This is a genomic window from Vreelandella hamiltonii (assembly GCF_014651795.1).
GTDB lineage: Bacteria > Pseudomonadota > Gammaproteobacteria > Pseudomonadales > Halomonadaceae > Vreelandella > Vreelandella hamiltonii.
In genome coordinates this window covers 165,068-181,399 of the sequence record NZ_BMXO01000004.1, presented here as the reverse complement: position 1 = coordinate 181,399, position 16,332 = coordinate 165,068, and the positions used below count along the sequence as shown (strand labels likewise).

The 16,332-nt window shown below is 60.8% G+C and carries 12 protein-coding genes; 8 read left to right on the top strand and 4 right to left on the bottom strand.

The features are described from left to right. The first annotated feature begins 40 nt into the window (after nucleotides 1-40). Complete coding sequence (locus IE061_RS06615; protein ID WP_016916433.1) at nucleotides 41-961, top strand: bile acid:sodium symporter family protein; 921 nt, start codon at nucleotides 41-43, stop codon at nucleotides 959-961. Between the two features lie 110 nt (nucleotides 962-1,071). On the opposite strand, the gene IE061_RS06610 is transcribed toward IE061_RS06615, so the two are convergent. Next, complete coding sequence (locus IE061_RS06610) at nucleotides 1,072-2,841, bottom strand: hypothetical protein (protein WP_156808548.1); 1,770 nt, start codon at nucleotides 2,839-2,841, stop codon at nucleotides 1,072-1,074. A gap of 446 nt (nucleotides 2,842-3,287) precedes the next feature. Between IE061_RS06610 and copM the strand changes: the two genes are divergently transcribed. Together copM and IE061_RS06600 are read left to right on the top strand one after the other, a co-directional pair. Then, entirely contained in the window at nucleotides 3,288-3,710 is a 423-nt protein-coding gene (gene copM / locus IE061_RS06605) for a CopM family metallochaperone (protein WP_016916437.1), read from the top strand. An 88-nt stretch (nucleotides 3,711-3,798) separates the two neighbouring features. Further along, complete coding sequence (locus tag IE061_RS06600; RefSeq protein WP_016916438.1) at nucleotides 3,799-4,533, top strand: trimeric intracellular cation channel family protein; 735 nt, start codon at nucleotides 3,799-3,801, stop codon at nucleotides 4,531-4,533. 14 nt (nucleotides 4,534-4,547) lie between these two features. Here IE061_RS06600 and IE061_RS06595 read toward each other — a convergent pair whose 3' ends face one another. Next, nucleotides 4,548-7,505, bottom strand: coding sequence for a translocation/assembly module TamB domain-containing protein (locus tag IE061_RS06595; RefSeq protein ID WP_193461279.1), 2,958 nt, complete (start codon nucleotides 7,503-7,505; stop codon nucleotides 4,548-4,550). A gap of 107 nt (nucleotides 7,506-7,612) precedes the next feature. On the opposite strand from IE061_RS06595, the gene IE061_RS06590 reads away from it, so the two are divergent. From IE061_RS06590 to IE061_RS06570, 5 genes are all read left to right on the top strand, one after another. Further along, nucleotides 7,613-8,320 (top strand): DUF3581 family protein, encoded by a 708-nt coding sequence (locus IE061_RS06590; RefSeq protein ID WP_016916440.1) that lies wholly within the window; start codon nucleotides 7,613-7,615, stop codon nucleotides 8,318-8,320. 396 nt (nucleotides 8,321-8,716) lie between these two features. After that, nucleotides 8,717-9,874 (top strand): RNA-guided endonuclease TnpB family protein, encoded by a 1,158-nt coding sequence (locus IE061_RS06585; RefSeq protein WP_016916442.1) that lies wholly within the window; start codon nucleotides 8,717-8,719, stop codon nucleotides 9,872-9,874. A gap of 297 nt (nucleotides 9,875-10,171) precedes the next feature. After that, complete coding sequence (locus tag IE061_RS06580) at nucleotides 10,172-11,158, top strand: TRAP transporter substrate-binding protein (protein ID WP_193461278.1); 987 nt, start codon at nucleotides 10,172-10,174, stop codon at nucleotides 11,156-11,158. Between the two features lie 20 nt (nucleotides 11,159-11,178). Further along, nucleotides 11,179-11,721 (top strand): TRAP transporter small permease, encoded by a 543-nt coding sequence (locus IE061_RS06575; RefSeq protein ID WP_016916444.1) that lies wholly within the window; start codon nucleotides 11,179-11,181, stop codon nucleotides 11,719-11,721. Next, nucleotides 11,718-12,983 carry a TRAP transporter large permease gene (locus IE061_RS06570; protein WP_016916445.1) on the top strand — a complete coding sequence of 422 codons (1,266 nt, stop codon included), beginning with the start codon at nucleotides 11,718-11,720 and terminating at the stop codon, nucleotides 12,981-12,983. The genes IE061_RS06575 and IE061_RS06570 overlap by 4 nt, the downstream gene beginning before the upstream one ends. A 36-nt stretch (nucleotides 12,984-13,019) precedes the next feature. Here IE061_RS06570 and IE061_RS06565 read toward each other — a convergent pair whose 3' ends face one another. Continuing rightward, nucleotides 13,020-13,898 carry a transglutaminase family protein gene (locus tag IE061_RS06565; RefSeq protein ID WP_189462646.1) on the bottom strand — a complete coding sequence of 293 codons (879 nt, stop codon included), beginning with the start codon at nucleotides 13,896-13,898 and terminating at the stop codon, nucleotides 13,020-13,022. Continuing rightward, a complete protein-coding gene (locus tag IE061_RS06560; RefSeq protein WP_016916447.1) occupies nucleotides 13,895-16,303 on the bottom strand; it encodes a circularly permuted type 2 ATP-grasp protein in 2,409 nt (802 codons plus the stop codon). Before IE061_RS06560 ends, IE061_RS06565 begins: the two co-directional genes overlap by 4 nt. Between the last annotated feature and the right edge of the window lie 29 nt (nucleotides 16,304-16,332).

The window sequence follows — 16,332 nt, the reverse complement described above, 5'->3', positions numbered from 1 at the left end:
CGGGGCTCAATCCACTTCAACCGGTAACGTCCAATCCACCATGGGTAGATTCATTTATTTTGTCGAGGCGCACCTTGTCTGGTTTGTAATCGTCGTCGCGGGGGGAGGCTTACTCTTTCCGGCCACCGGAATAATGCTTAAGTTCGCGATTGGGCCATTACTGGCATTACTGATGTTGATTATCAGCCTCACATTCGATGCGCATGCAGTGCGCATCGTGTTCCGAAAGCCGTCACGGCAGTTGTTGGCATTGGGGCTGGTCTATGGGCCTATGTCGATTGCCGGGTGGCTAACGGGCCGTCTATTTTTTGGAAGCGGCCCGCTGGCTGCTGGCCAAACCTTGCTCGGCACGCTGCCGACAGATGTGTCTTCTCCTCTTTTGGTACTGATGGCGAAAGGCAATGTGGCGCTTGCCGCTGTTTTCAACGCAGTCAACACCGCGTTATGTCCGTTTATTGTTCCCTTCCTGTTTTTATGGCTCACCGGCCTTCAGTTAGACGTGCCGCTTGGATCAATTATTCTTGAATTAACACTAATCGTGCTTCTTCCTACCGTGATTGGGGTCAGCTTGCGTACAAGGTTCTCGGCTTTCTTTGCACGGCATGATTCAGCGTATGCAGGGATAGGGTCGATTCTGTATCTGCTGATCCTACTCGCCGTGGTCGGGCCGAATGCCACCACGATCATTGGCTATGGCTGGTATGCGTTTGTGATTGCGGGCGCGGCCCTGTGCCTCAATTTGATTGGGTACCTGGTAGGTATGTCCTCACGGTTACTCACCTCTGATCGCAAAGAGGTGATTACCTATCTTTTCACGGTCAGTAAAAAGGAATTCAGCATCGCTGCAGCGTTTGTCGCTGTTTCCGGCTTGCCATCAGAGATCGCGATTCCAGCCGCTTTTTTTGCCGTGATTCAAATGATCACTTCGCCCATCGCAGCGAAGATCCTCGCCCGCCACTGAAGGGATGGCCGTATCGGCTCTTCGTCAGAAGAGCAACCTGCACACGGGGTGTACAGGTTGCTCTTAGCGACAAAACAGACACCGCTACTCATAAAGGTGGCAAATAGTACCTATGCTAAGTCACTGCGACCAATACTGACCTTGCTAAAAGCATTTAACACAGAGGCTTCGCAGGGTATCTGTTCCTTTTTGGATTTAGGGTGCTTGAACGTATCGGCGAATCCTGGGCAGTGACCAACTAGTTTTTGGACAACACCTTCTACGTGCCGCACGTTAGACAGCACTTGGCGTAACCACTGCTCGAAGCTGCCTTGGTGGCTCAGCGTGAAGACTAAACCTTTATAGGAAGGAGGCTTGGATGCCTCCTCGCTACCGCCAGCTCTGGGTTTTGGAGGGCGTCGTTGGATCTCCATGAGATAGAGCGTTTGATCTAACAGATGCACCCGAACGACGAGCACCCCGCGAGGTACCTTGGTCTGAGTATCAATGTAAACCCAATTAGCGACTGACGTTTCCACCTCCTCGTCTATTTCGAAAGGTTCGAGGCTGATCAACCGAGGGTCGGGGGAAGTGCTAAAGCCGTCTTCAAAGGTAAACCAGCTAACGCCACGAATCGTTTCGGGATAGGCCGATTGCAAATAGAGAAGCGCATTCCACATATCACGTAGAAAGCCCTGTGATTCCAGTGTAATAGGAGCATGAATAGAGGCCTGTCCGACCCCTTTTCCTGATCCATGCGGCTCCCCAGTGGAGAAAATAGTTTCGTCACCCGGAACGGGGACGCCTCGTGTATCGGGCACATTTTTTCGAGTATATCGTTTATCCAAGACGGCGCGAGGCTTACCTAAAATAACGAATTCGTCCTCAGGAAGGTCTAGCCAAGAAGAGCCATGGTCGGGCTCTTCATCATCCGTCAGGTCAATGACATCGGGGATGTCTTGAAGCTGATGATAGGGAAATTGAGTGGGAGCATCATCGCCATCGGTGGCTGGTACTGTCGTTGACTTCTCTCTTTCGCGGTGGATCGTGGCACCATCGGGCTGCGTACAGCCTAATATCTGCAAGCCTAGGAATGTGTTGCCACCATCAATTGGAACGCCAGAAACAGAGATTTCCCCGCTGCCTTGAAACCATGGGGTGGCTTTTAAAAGCATCTCATCTGGCGTGGAGCTGGTTTCAAATTGTGAATATATATATTTTGCAGCGCGCTTGGCATACGGATCGTACAACATATGCGCGAGCAAAATGGCATCGTGTTTATGAACATGATAGGTAAATTTGACAGGCCACGTACCTGGGGATGCAGGCGCATCAAGCTGTCGATAAAGACGTTTTTTGACTTCTTCCCAAGGGTAAGTGGCGAGCACTCGCTTGATTTCAGAAGATCGGCCGTAAACGCGAATAAAAAATTCTGTGCAAGGGATGAGCAAGTGTTTGCCATCTGGAAGGTCAAATTCAATCAGGTATGTTTTGTGCTGATTTTTCTGGGGTAAGTAGTTCGAGTCATGAAAAGCGGTATAGAGGCTTCGTCCTGATTGTCGTAAATCATCTAAGGTGACAATTCGCCAGCCGCCTGGAGAAAAAGAAACGGAGAATTTTCTTTCCTCGTAGGCAATACGCGAGCTACTCACGCCCTTTTCCCATACTGACCCTATTCTCAATAGCCCAAGATGCGTTAAGACAGTCTCACGTCTCATCACGCCTCCTAAGTTATTTTCATGGTCGATGGTTCTTAAGAAGATATGGATTTTAGGGACGCTTCGTAAGCGATTGTTCTTAAATATAGGCCCGTACCACCAAACGACCAAGCGCTCTGCCTCGTTTTTTAGGGTGCCATCATGGAAGCTAAAGGTTCTGGATTGTTTAAGAGAAACGGTCACAAAGGCGCACTCTATGTAAACTCAACATAGAGATTGTCGCAGCAATTATTGTTTAGTCGCAACAATTGTTGGAAATGACACTGCTTGCGGCCTATCAGGACCGAGCGCCGGAGTTGGTGCGGCACGCGCAACGTCAGAAGCGACACCGCCGGCTGATATTCCCGTTCTATAGCCTGCAGCGGGGCTGGCAACGGCTGTTTGCTCAAGGCCGAAGTGTTTTCTATCCCCTCTGGAGAAGAGCGCCAGACGCCGAGGCACGAATACCAGACTTGTTCACCTCCTCAGGAGGACTATGCCGATGACACGCCGGAAAATGGGGAGACCCTAGACCTTAGGCCTCTTGACCTCTGTGCTGCCCCAAGGTTTTAGACTTTTAATCTATCGTGACGATAGCGTCCTGCCTGACAGAGGCAGGCAAAGCCAATCAGCCATTGAGGAGCACACTGATGTCCAACGTTTGCCAAAGTGTCACCCAGAGCCTTCTACCCGCCATGCGCAGGCCGTACTGGGTAGGTGCCATGATGCTCGCAGGGGCGCTGATCGCGCCGCTCAGCCATGCGCATCATCACTCATCAGACAGCGACGCCCATGGGCAGGCCGCATCACCTTCAGAGAATCCGGCCGTCGCCGCTTTTCAGGCGGCCAATGACCGTATGCATGAAGATATGAACATGGCCTTCAGCGGAGACCCCGACGTGGACTTTGCCAAGGGCATGATTCCGCACCATGAAGGCGCCATTGCGATGGCCGAGATCGTGCTCGAATATGGCGATGACCCAGAGATTCGCCAGCTCGCCGAGGAGATTATCGCGGCTCAAGAGAGTGAAATTGCGTTTCTGCGCGAGTGGCTCGAGCGTCAGGAACATTAACGTCACCTTGCCCGCATAATCCGCTACGCACCGGCCGCAACAGTGATATTCTGCCCGCCTCTTCAGGGTTGCATCAAAGGAGCGCCGCGTGTCGGGGGTAATTTACGGGTTGGATTTGGCGGGGGTGATCGTGTTTGCCCTGTCGGGAGTCATTTTGGCCTGCCGTTCGCGGATGGACCCGTTTGGCATGCTGGTGCTGGCGGCGGTGACCGGGATCGGCGGCGGCACCTTGAGGGATCTGGTGCTGGGTGTCCGGCCGGTGTTCTGGGTCACCGACCCCACGTATCTGTGGGTCATCCTCGCCACGGTGGGCGTGTCGTTGGTGGGATTTCACTATATCCATCGTCTGTCTCGGGGGTTTTTACCCATCGCGGATGCCTTCGGCCTGGCGCTGTTTACCGTGATCGGTACCCACAAGGCGCTGCTGCTGGGCACGTCGGGGGTGGTGGCGGTACTCATGGGCATGATGACCGGCGTGGCGGGAGGCATGATTCGTGACGTGTTGGCCCAGCGGGTGCCCATGGTGCTGCGCGAAGAGATCTATGCCACCGCCGCCATGGCGGGCGGGATCGTCTATGTGGTGCTCCAATCCTTGCAGGCACCGCTGACGCTTGCCATTGCGGCTGCCTTGAGTGTCACCCTGGGGCTGCGCTTGGCGGCGATTCACTGGCACCTGGCGCTGCCGGTGTTTGCCTGGGTGACCGTGCCGCCCAAACACGACGAAGCCGACGACACGACAGAGCCACACACCACCTCGCTCTCGACGCCCCAGAAGGCCAAGGAGCGGGTGCGCATGATTCGCCGCGAGCGTCGTCGTCGCTAAGCGCCTGCCGGTACTTATGGGCGTTGGGTGGCGCGCCATTGATCGAACCAGCGCCGAGGCTGAATGACGCGCAGGGTTGGCTCGCTCTCCACCAGCTCGACGCCGATACCCAGCGCCCCCAGGCGGGCATACAGCGCGCCATTGGCCTGCTGATGGGCCAGGGTGATGTCCGACAGTAGCAACAGGGGGCCACCTGTCAGCGCCAGGTTGGCCAGCCGAATCTGTTCGCCGTCGATGTTCAGTTCAGCGCTGCCCTCGATGGGTTGCACGTCGAGCAGCCGACCCAGCCAGTCGCGCTCTCGGGCGCGGGCTAAAAAAAGTCGCGCCAACAAGCCGGAGTCGCGCATCCCCAAGCGCAGCTGGCTGGTCAGCTGCAGCGGGTCGCCCCACACCAACCGTGCCTGCTGTAGGTCGAGCTGCACCCACCAGCCCGCGTCCTGAGCCCCTTCCTCGCTTTGGCGGAACATGTTCTCCAGCCGCACATAGGAGTCGCTGGCGGTGAAACGGCGAGCATCGAGGTCGCCGTCGGTGAGCCGTAGCTGCATTGCGATATCCCCACGCAGCCGCTGGTCCAGCAGGGCCAGCTCGGTCTCGAAAGCGCGCAGGGTAATCTCCCCTTGTGCCTGCAGCCCTTCCAGCAGCCATTCGCTGCTCAGGCTGGCGTGGCCGGAGAGCAGCTCCACCCCGGCATCGTCAGGAAGAAAACGGTTGTAGCGGGTCATGTCCGGCACTTCGGTGATGGGCAGCACGATGCGGGTCACGAAGTGCTCCGGGGCGGCGGCTTCCAGCATCTCACTGAAGCGGTCTGTCTGGGTGGTCAGCGCCAGGTGGCGGCCTTGAAGATGAGGGCGACCGTCGTCCTGATGGCTCAGGGCAAACTGGGGAATGCCGAGTGAAAGCCGCGCCTGTTCGGAGCTGTCCAGCTGCGCGGTCAGCTCTCCACGCCCTGTGGCGAGATAGTCCAGAAAGGTCACGGCCAGCTCATTGGCGTTGACCCTCAGGCGTGTGGGGGCCTGGAACTGGTCGTCACGAAACGCCCCCTGCAAGAAGAGCTGGCCTTCGCCCGAGAGGCTGATGCCATGGGCATCCGGTAAAAAAGCGTTGAGAAAACTGAGCCGTTGAACGCTGCCGTCGACGCGGAACTGCCCGCTGGGCACGCCTGCCCGGCGCTGAAACTGCCCATCACGAAGCACGATGATGCTCTCCAGTGGCTCCTCCAGGGCGTGCTCGTCGGCCACCTGCCAGCGCAGCCGTGAGCCACTGATATCCAGCGCCGTGCCGTCCAGCGCGGCCTGGCGTATCGTCAGCTGCAACTGCGCGTTGCTGACCAGGGTGCCGCGCTGATCGCCCCGCTGCCAGCCGGTGGTCAGCTGATTGCCTGCCAGGTGCAGCTCACCCTGCACGGCCTGTGTGTCGAACTCCAGTTGTCCCCGGCTGGTGGCGCTGCCGCGCTGTAGTGTCAACGGGGTGGGAGAGGGCAGCAGGCCTGCCAGGTAAGGTTGCAGTACGCCCAGGTCGGGGAGCGTGGCTTCTGCCCAGCTCAGCCGTGCCGTGGCGTGCTGCCTGGCCTGTTCGGGGTCGAGGGGGCTGGTGGCGTCCAGGGTCAGCTGCGCGTTGGCCATCAGTTGGCGCGTCTGGTGATACAGCTCGGCATCACGCAGTGCCAGCGTGGCGTGCAGCTGCTCATCTTCGTTTAATTGCGCATTCAGGGTACCTTGGCCCTGGGTGGTGAAGTCCAACAGCGCTGCACCCAGTGCTGGGGCCTCGATGGCCAGCTCGGCTTGGTAGGGGCGTGCATCGCGCAGGGCAAGCCGGGCATCGATACTCCCCTCGCCAGTGAGCCTGATGCCCTGGCCTTCCAGCGTGGTGGCCAGGTAGCGGTCCAGCATGTCCAGCCTAGTGACCTGGCCTGAGAGGGCCAGCGTGGCATGGGTAGGTAGCGCCAACTGGTCCAGGCGCTGGTTGGGAAGCTCGGTGGCCAGGGTCAGTTGGGTATCGGTGGCATAGGGGCGGGTGTCGGAAGGTGTGGCTTCTGCCAGTGTCACCTGTGCCAGACGGGTGGAAAAGCGCAGCTGCTGCTCTTCCACCGCAAGGCGTACCTGGCCTTCGCCGGTGGCGGTGTGGCGTGGGGGCGAGGCATCTGCGAGCAGCCAGCGGCGTGCTTCATCGCGGCGCGCCAGGCGCTGCTCATCCAGCGCAAGCTCCAGGACGGGCGCGGTCAGTACCAGCTCGCTGTCGGGCTGCAGTTCGCCTGCCACCAGCGCAAGCTCACCCTGCAGCTCACCGCGGCCCGCCAGGTTGAGCCACGGCAACGCTTCCAGGTAGGGCATGAACACGTCCCAGGCATCGGCCTGGGCGGTCAGCGACAGCCGCGCATCCAGGGCGCTCAAGAGCGCTTCTTCGAGGGCCTCCCCCCGTAATGCCTGGGTAGCGGTCTCGGCCAGCGACGCCGTACTGCGCAGGTCGATCTGTTGGATCAAGGTGGTCTGATCACTGAGCCGCACCAGGCTGCCCTGGGTAATGTCCAGCGACACATGCGGCAAGGTCAGCCGATCCTGACTAAGCTGGGTATCCATGACCTGCAGCTGGCCTTCGGCCTCCAGCGCCAGATCGCCAACCGTCAGGCGGCGAATGCCGTCGGCATTCAGGGCGTGAAGGTAGAGTTCGCCACGCAGCAGGGCCAGTAGCGAGAGCGACAAGGTGGCCCGTTCGGCTTCTACCGAGAGGGGCAGGGCGGCATCGTCCCGGGCCAGATAGAGGTTTTCGACCTCCCAGCGGCCGGGGTGCAGGCTCTGGGCACTCGACCAGCGCACCTCTACGCCGTCGATGGTGGAGATCTGGCGCGGCAGCCACTGGCTATTGAGCAGCCAGTAGCTGCCCGCCAGCCACACTAGAGCAACCAGGATCACGGCCACCAAGGCGTAGATCAAGGGGGAACGGCGGCGCGGCGTGGGGGGCGTCTCGTTGGTCATACAAGCATCCTGGCAGATGACTCCTGTTGGCGCGTGTTTTATGGCATTATGCGCGACGTGGGGCAGTTATGGGTTTTCGATTTCAACGCTAGGCAGGCAGCAAAGCCATGTTCAAGGATTTTTACGCGCAGCGCGGAGAGTACGTGGTGATCTCCGCCGAGCAGGCCAGCCGCTTCGCCAAGGGCGTGGCCGGCGATTACAACCCGATTCACAACCCGGACGCACGGCGTTTCTGCGTGCCCGGCGACTTGTTGTTCACACTGGTACTGGTGAAGTTCGGGCTGTCGCGACAAATGGAATTTCGCTTCACCAATATGGTAGGCGCTGATACACCGCTCAAGTTTAGCGAAGCCGACAACGGCGATATCCACGTCTGCGACGATAGCGGAAAGTGCTATTTGCAGGTGGTACGCCGAGGGGAAGTCACCCGTGACGAAGCGGCCGTGGAAGCCTTCGCGCGTTGCTACGTGGCCTTCTCGGGCAAGAATTTTCCACACTATCTGAAGCCCTTGATGGAGCAGCACGGGGTGATGTTCAACCCCAAGCGCCCGCTGGTGATCTACGACAGCATGGGCTTCTGTCTGGACCGGCTGGATGCGCTGTCACCGGATCTCGCCTTGACCCAGTCGTCTCTCGAAGTCCAGGGCAAGCGTGCCGATGCGCTGCTGGAGTTCTCCATTCAGTCCTCTGGCCAGCCCGTGGGCGTGGGCTCCAAGAAACTGGTGGTCAGCGGCCTGTGCAACTACGACGACAGCGAGATGGCGGCCATCGTGGCTGAGTTCTATCGTCTCAAGGCCGCTTACGAAGCCGCCTGAAGCGCGATGTCAAAGCCCCCATGGCGGTGTGACGCCATGGGGGCGCTGCTCTCAAGTTTCCGGTGGCTGCGTGGCCAGCTGTAGCGCCACGGTGGTAACGCGCTCCCCCAGAATTCCTTCGACGCTCAGCGTCATGCCGTCCAGCTGCAGCGTGTCGCCCGCTCTCAAGGGCTCGTCGAGCGCTTTGTGAAACGGCGTGTCCAGCGCCCTCTCATCGGGATCAAGTGTATGCAGTTGGTGGAAAACGGTAGCGCGCGGTGTGCGGAGTGGGGCGGCATGGCTTCGTCCTGATCAAATTGCGCGTCAAACCTCGGCCTTCCAGGCCGGGGAAGGATAGCGCGAGGCGCGCAGCGCCTCCTGGTTGACAGGCTATATTTACCGCGCTAGATTCAAGTCATGATGACCGTACACCGCGCCTACCGTTATCGTTTTTATCCTACGCCTGAGCAAGCCGATCAGCTTGCCCGGACGTTTGGCTGTGTGCGGTACGTCTACAACCACTTCCTACGCCAGCGCACCGATGCCTGGTTCGAGCGTCAGGAGCGCATGGGCTACAACGCCACGGCCAAAGCGCTCACCAGCCTCAAGAAAGAGCCGGACACCGCCTTCCTGGCCGAGGTGTCCAACGTCTGCTTGCAACAGTCGCTCCGGCATCTGGATCGGGCCTTCAGCAACTTCTTCAAAGGCCAGGCGCGGTATCCCACCTTCAAGAAGAAGCAGCGCAAGCAATCGGCCACTTACATGGCCAACGGCTTTCGCTGGCGCGACGGCAAACTGTGGCTGGCCAAGCAAAAAGACCCGCTGGCTATCCGCTGGAGCCGGTCTTTTTCCGGCACGCCGAGCAGTATCACGGTGAGCTGTGACACCGCTGGCCGTTACCATGTCAGTTTTTTGGTGGAGGAAGCGGCCACACCACTGCCGGTCACCCCCAAAATGGTCGGCATTGATCTGGGGCTGACGCACCGCGTCATCACCAGTGACGGCGACAAAATCCCCAACCCGCGTTTTTTGCGGCGCACTGAGCGTAAGCTGGCACGGGCGCAACGGAACCTGTCGCGTAAACAGAAAGGATCGCAGAACCGCGCCAAAGCGCGGCATCGGGTCGCCAGGGTGCATGCCAGGCTGGCCGACCAGCGTCGTGACGCCACCCACAAACTTTCCACGCAGCTTATTCACGAGAACCAAGTCATTGCTGCCGAGAGTTTGCAAATCAAGAACATGGTCAAAAACCGCTCACTGGCCAGGGCCATCAGCGATGTGGGCTGGCATCAGCTCACCCAACAACTGACGTACAAGGCCGAACGATACGGGCGTGATTTCGTCCAGATCGACAAGTGGTATCCCAGCTCGAAGCGTTGTTTTCACTGTGGTCATATCACCGAGAAGATGCCACTGAACGTCCGCACCTGGGACTGCCCTGGCTGTGGCACCCAAGGCATTGACCGCGACGTAAACGCTGCCCGCAACATACTGCAATCGGGCAAAGCCATTCTGGCCGGGGCTGACAAGCTTCGCCAGCATGAGAAAACTACCGTGGGGCTCACGGGAGGTTAAGCCTGTGGAGCTTGTGTAAGACCTGAGGTGCTATCACCAGGGGCAACGGGCTGCGAAGCAGGAACCTGGAAGGCAACAACCAGGGAATCCCCTTCCTTTCCATCGTCAGACGGCAGCGCAAGCTGAGGGAGGGGAGGAGGTCAAAAGAACGCCTATCATCCTGTCTTTTGCGCCGGAGCGTCAAGCGGGATACCAAAAGCACGGGTGTTATCAACGAAGTAGCTGGGGTATTCTCAAGGCGCTAACGAAAATAACGCAAGACGCTGGTCTTGCCGCTGGGATCCCGAGAGGCTTTGCATGAAACGATTCAAAACGCTGACACTGGCCTGTGCGGCGGCTGCTTTGGCCGTCATTTCCCTGAGCGCCCAGGCGCGGGACTTTCGCTTGGGGCTGATCACGCCCGCCCAGCACCTCTGGTCGACGGAAGCCGAAGCCTTTGCGCAAACCGTGCACGAACGCTCGAACGGCGAGCACAGCGTAAGCGTTTTTCCTGCCCAGCAGCTAGGCAATGAAGCGCAAATGGTGCAGCAGCTGCAGACCGGTGCCCTGGACATGGCATTTTTGACCATCGCCGAAATCTCTAACCGGATACCGGATTTTGGTGCGCTGTATGCGCCCTACCTGGTGGATGACGTCAACCATGCCGCGCGCCTGCTGCGCTCCGAAGCGGCCGCCGAGCTGCTCGAGCTGATGCCGGAAGGCGTGGGCCTGGTAGGGCTGGGGTATGGCATGGTCGGTATGCGTCAAGTACTCAGCCGCAGTCCCATCGAGAGCGCCGCTGATTTTCGCGGCCAGCGCCTGCGCATCACGCCCTTCGAGCCAATCCGTGATTTCTACACGGCCACCGGAGCCGCGCCTGCGCCCATGCCGCTGCTGGAAGTCTACGATGCCCTGGCCAACGGGCAGGTCGATGCCATCGACATGGATTTCGATTCCATCCTGATCCTGAAATTTCATGAGCAGGCGCAAAACCTGCTGATCTCCAACCATATGATGTTCCCCATGGTCGGCGTGGTATCGGGGCGCGTGTGGCGTGAGCTGTCGGAACAGGATCGCGAGCTGTTCGAAACCGCCATGGCCGAGCATCTCGACAATGTGCTGAGCGGCTTCGAAGCCATGGACGCCGCCCAGGAAGAGGAAATTCGCGCCCTGGATATCAACATCGTGGAAGCGGATGCCGAGTTCTTTGCCGATGCCATTGCTCAGTGGGAGGGCATCTGGGCACCCAAGGCTCCGATGCTGGAAACCCTGCGGGCGGAAGCTGACCGCTTGCGCGACGAGTAGCGCTGAACCAGAGGCTTTCGATGATCATGCTGCAACGCCTCTCCCTCAGGCTTGCCCGTTACGAAGAGATGACCGCCGCTGCCCTGGCAGCGGCGGTCACGTGTCTCATCCTCGCCAACATTGCCTTTCGGGCGCTGGGCAATCCGCTTTACTGGGTCAGTGAACTGGCCATCTACGCCATGATCTGGATGACGTTTTTGATTGCCGGGGCGGTCTTGAAGCGCCGACAGGGCATTGCCGTGACGCTGCTCAGCGATCTGTTGCCCGCCACGGGTCAGCGTGCCATTACCTTGGCGGTGGACGCCATGGTGCTGCTGTTTGCGCTGCTGTTGGCGTGGCTCTGCTGGCGCTGGTATCAACCCTGGGCGTTGGCCCAGGCCGGGTTCGATGTGCGCGCCTTCCAGGGCCAGACCTTCAATTTCATCTACGCCGAAAACACCTCCACGCTGGGCATCAAGAAATTCTGGGCGTGGCTGATCGTGCCCTGGTTTGCGCTGTCGCTCAGCCTGCACGGCGTGGCCAACCTGCTGCAATCCGTTCAGGGGCTGAGGGAACGCACATGACCGTTGTGGTATTTCTGATTCTGCTGCTGGGAGCGGTGCCGATTGCGCTGGTGCTGGCGCTCACGGCCATGTGGTATATCCAGGCATCGGGCAATGCGGTGCTGTTCGATTCGTACCCTCAGCAGCTGTTCAGCGCCATCGAGAGTTACGGACTGCTGGCCATTCCGCTGTTCATGCTGGCGGGCGAGCTGATGAACGAAGGCGGCCTGACCAAACGGCTGATCGCCCTGGCGCGGCTGCTGGTGGGCGGGTTTCGCGGTGGGCTGGCATATATCAACCTGGTGGCCAACATGATGATGGCGGCGATCATTGGCTCTGCGGCGTCGCAAATCGCCATCATGTCGCGGGCCATGGTGCCCGCCATGGAGCAGGAGGGGTATGACAAGCCCTACAGCGCCGCGATTACCGCCGCCGGTGGTTTGCTATCGCCGATCATTCCGCCCTCGATGCTGTTCGTACTGTTTGGCGTCATGGCGCAGGTGCCGATCGCCGAAATGTTCATTGCCGGACTGCTGCCCGGACTGCTGTTAGGGGCCAGCTTTTTCGTGGTCATTGCGCTGGTGGGGCTGGTCCAGCAGTACCCCAAGGGGGAGTGGCCCAGCCGCCAGCAGGCGCTTCACGACGCGTTCTGGGGGCTGCCCGCGCTGCTGATTCCGGTGATCATCATTGGCGGCATTCTGCTGGGCATTGCGACGCCCACGGAGTCGGCTGCCCTGGCATCGCTGGCGGCCCTGCTGATGGGGCGCTGGGTGTATGGCGACCTGCGCCTGGGGCAGCTCCCGCAGGTGTTGGCACGTACGGCCATGAATGCAGGGCTGGTGATCATGCTGATTGCCGCCGCCGGGGTGTTTGGCTGGGTGGTGGTATACGAGCGCTTGCCGCAGATGGCCGCCGCGTGGATTGCTGCGCTGACCAGTGATCCTTTCGTGTTCCTGCTGCTGGTGATTGCGGCGCTGCTGCTGGTGGGCATGATCATCGATGGCATTGCCGCACTGATCCTGGTGGTGCCCATTCTGATGCCCATTGCGCAGAGTCAGTTTGCGATCAGCCCATATCAGTTTGGCGTGGTGGTGTGCCTGACGCTGGTGATGGGGCTACTGACCCCGCCAGTGGGAGCGGGGCTGTTCATCGCCTCCTCCATGACCGGCGCGCCGCCGCTGAAAATTTTCCGCGCCTTGCTGCCGTTCCTGCTGGCCACATTGGCCACGCTGGTGCTGCTGGCCTGGCAGCCGTGGCTGACCAATGGCCTGATTCAGCGCTGACTTGCTGGCGTGCCGCTGACGGCCAGCGCAGGCGGTTCAGGCGACGCTGTGCTCGGTGAGCGGCATGACATCCACTTCCACTTCGAGCTGGTGCTCACCGCCGCCGTTCATGACCCCTTTCAGGGGGGCCACATCGGCGTAGTCGCGCCCCCAGGCCAGCACCGGGTGCTGTTCACCGGCCAGCGTACCGTTGGTCGGGTCCAGGGCTAGCCAGCCCCAATCGGGGATCCACACGGCCAGCCAGGCATGGGAAGCATCGGCGCCAATCAGGCGGGGCTGGCCGGGGGGAGGCTGGGTTTCCAGATAGCCGCTGACATAGCGGGCAGGCAGGCCCACCGAGCGCAGCGCGCCAATGGCCAGGTGGGCAAAGTCCTGGCAGACACCCCGGCGGTTGGCCAGTACGTCACTCAGTGGCGTGGCTAGGGTGGTGAAGCTGGGGTCGTATTCGAAGGTATCGTAGATGGTCTGGTTGAGGGCCATGGCGGCTTCCACCAGCGGGCGGCCGGGCGTGAAACAGCTGCGGGCAAAGTCGGCCAGCTCATCGTTGCGGCGGATGAATGGCGAATCCAGCCGATACAGCTGCATGTCGAAACGGCTGTCCTGGCGCAGTTGCGCTGCCACGCTTTCCCAGCTGGGCGAACTGGCAGGCAGCGGCCCCAGAGGTTGAGTGTTCAAAGGCGTGACGACCGTCACGTCCAGCGTCTGGTGCACCTCTTCCATGGCGAAGTAAAGTACCCGATTGCCAAACACGTCCCGCCGCTCTGCCTGCACGTGAGGCATGGGGCTGATGGTCAGCTCGGAGGCCCCGCACTGCTGGTGCTGCGTCTTGCGAGGCAGCACGCGCGCCTCGCTGTGGCACAGGGTCACGGGCGCGCTGTAGTGGTAGCGCGTGGTGTGCCGCAGGGTGTAATTCATTCGTCGGGCTCCATGCTGACAAGTTGGCGCGGTCGCTCTACATGGCTGAAATGACTGTGGCTGATGGCGTCCGAGAGGGCGCTGAGCGGCGCAATCAGCTCATCCAGCAGCTGTTCCAACGCGGCCTGGGCATCGGGCGTGTCGGCCAGGTGGCTCAGGCGGTCGATGTCGGCCAGGTGCAGGGCGGCATTGGCCTGGATCAGCAGCCGCCGTTCGGCGTTGCGGTAGGGCGACGAGCTGCCGGGTAGGCGATCCATCTGCCGCTCCAGGCGCTTGAGCATGTAGCCCACCGAGCGAGGGTTGGTCTCGTCGAACAGCAGCAGGTCGAGAATGGCCTCGGGGTGCAGCTCGCTGCGGTAGCGGCGACGATAGGCGGTGAAGTTGTCCGTGGTGGCCAACACGACTTCCCAGAGCGCCAGCCCCGGCGAATGGGGCGCGTTCAGGGTCAGCTTGAGCAGCGATAGCAGCCCAAGCACGCGGTCCAGAAAGCGCCCGATGTCCATGAACCGCCAGCCGTAGTGATGGGGCATGGTTTCGTTGCACAGCCCAAAGAAAGCGGCAATTTGCGCCGATAATCCTTCACAGGCGCGCCGCGCCGCGCTGGCGCCCAGGCTGGGGCTGAACGTATCCACTCGCTGGCGTAGCTGATGCACCACCCGCCAGGAGTCGTCGCCCAGATGGTCACGCACGCTTCGAGCGTTACGTAGCAAATGAGCAAACAGCGGCTTGAGGGCCTGAGCGTCTTGCTCGTCGAACTGGGCCAGCAGCGCCGTGCGTTTTTGGGCAAAGCCCACCAGCGGGGGTTTGGCGCCTTCGCCGTCGCCGTTCAAGGTAGTGATTTCCAGCGCCAGCAGCAGCTCGTCCAGTAGCTGGTCGGCAATTTCGTCCTGGTCGTACTCCATCAGACGCATCAAGGCTTCGCGTAGCAAACGGGCACGGGCATCCAGCCGTTCGCCGTAGCGACCCAGCCAGAACAGGCTTTCCGCTACCCGGCTGGGCAGGTCGGTGCCATCGCGGGTAGCCACCACGGGACCGCGTGCCTGACGCAGTTGACTGACGTGAGGCTGGGGCGTGTTGGCGGTCACCCAGACGTCCTTGACGATGGGGCTGCTGAGCGACGGCGAGCCGGGGGTGCCCACCCAGGCAAGCCCCCCCGGCATGACGTGATAATCGCTGGGCTGTTGGCTGCGGGTCGCGACGCTGCCCGGGGCTCTGGAAACGAAACAGCGCAGGTTCAGGGTGGTGGGCGACAGCCGCTGCATGTGCGGGTCGAACAGGGGGGCCGTGGCAGAAGGCGTCTGGGCATTGGCGCTGGGCAGTAGCAGTGCTTCCCCCAGCAGGTGCTGGCAGAGTGCTGGCAGGTAGTCAGCCAGCTCCGGCAGCTCCAAAGCGCCTACGCCTAGCGCATTCGACATGGCTACGCCGCTGGCCCGAGCGGCTTGCAGTAGGCCCGGGACGCCCAGCTGGGAGTCACCGCGTAGTTCCAGCGGGTCGCAGTAGGCGTCGTCGCAGTGGCGCAGCACCACGTCCACCGGCTGCAGGCCGCCCAGGGTACGTAACCAGAGCTGGCTGTCGCGCACGACCATGTCCTGACCTTCCGCCAGGTCGATGTTCAGGTAGTTGGCCAGGTAGGCATGCTCGAAATAGCGAGGGCTGCCCGGCCCCGGGGTCAACAGCACCACGGTCGGGTTGTCGCGGTGCTGGTAGGCCAGTGCGGTCAGCGTGCGGTGGTATTTATCCAGGAAACCCGCCAGGCGCTTCAGCGGCGCGTTGCGGTACATTTCAGGCAGCGCGCGGGCCATGAGAATACGGTTTTCCAGCGTGAAACCGGTGCCGGAAGGCGCTTGCAGCCGGTCGCCAATAACGCGCCATTGGCCTTCGGCATCCTGGATGACGTCGATGCCGTGAAAACTGATCGCAGGGCGGTCACTGGGCTGAGAGCCGTGGCAGGGCAGCAGGAAGTGGGGCGAGGCCAGCAGCGCCTGGGTGGGCAGCAGGCCCGCATCGAATAGCGTGCGCGGGCCGTACAGGTCGTCATACAGCGCATTGAATAGCCGCGTACGCTGGGTCAGGCCGATTTCCAGCGCTTGCCATTGCGCCTGGTCGATGACCCAGGGAAGCGGGTCCAGCCGCCAGGCGCGCCCCTGGGTGTCATCGTGCATATTGAAGATGACGCCGTTCTCGGCCAGCAGCCGCTGAAGCTCTTCATGCTGCTGATAGCGGCCCTCGGCACCCAGGCTTTCCAGAGCGCCAAGCAGGCCCTGCCAGCCGGGGCGCAGTTGGCCCTGACGGTCGAGCATCGCATCAAACGTGCCGGGCTGTCCCTTGCCTAGCTGATTCAAGTAGTCCTCGATGAGCCCGGCAGCGCCGAGCTCAAGCAGTGAGGGAGAGACAGGGGCAGTCATGATCCTGAGAGTCCTGAGCGAGTAAGGGG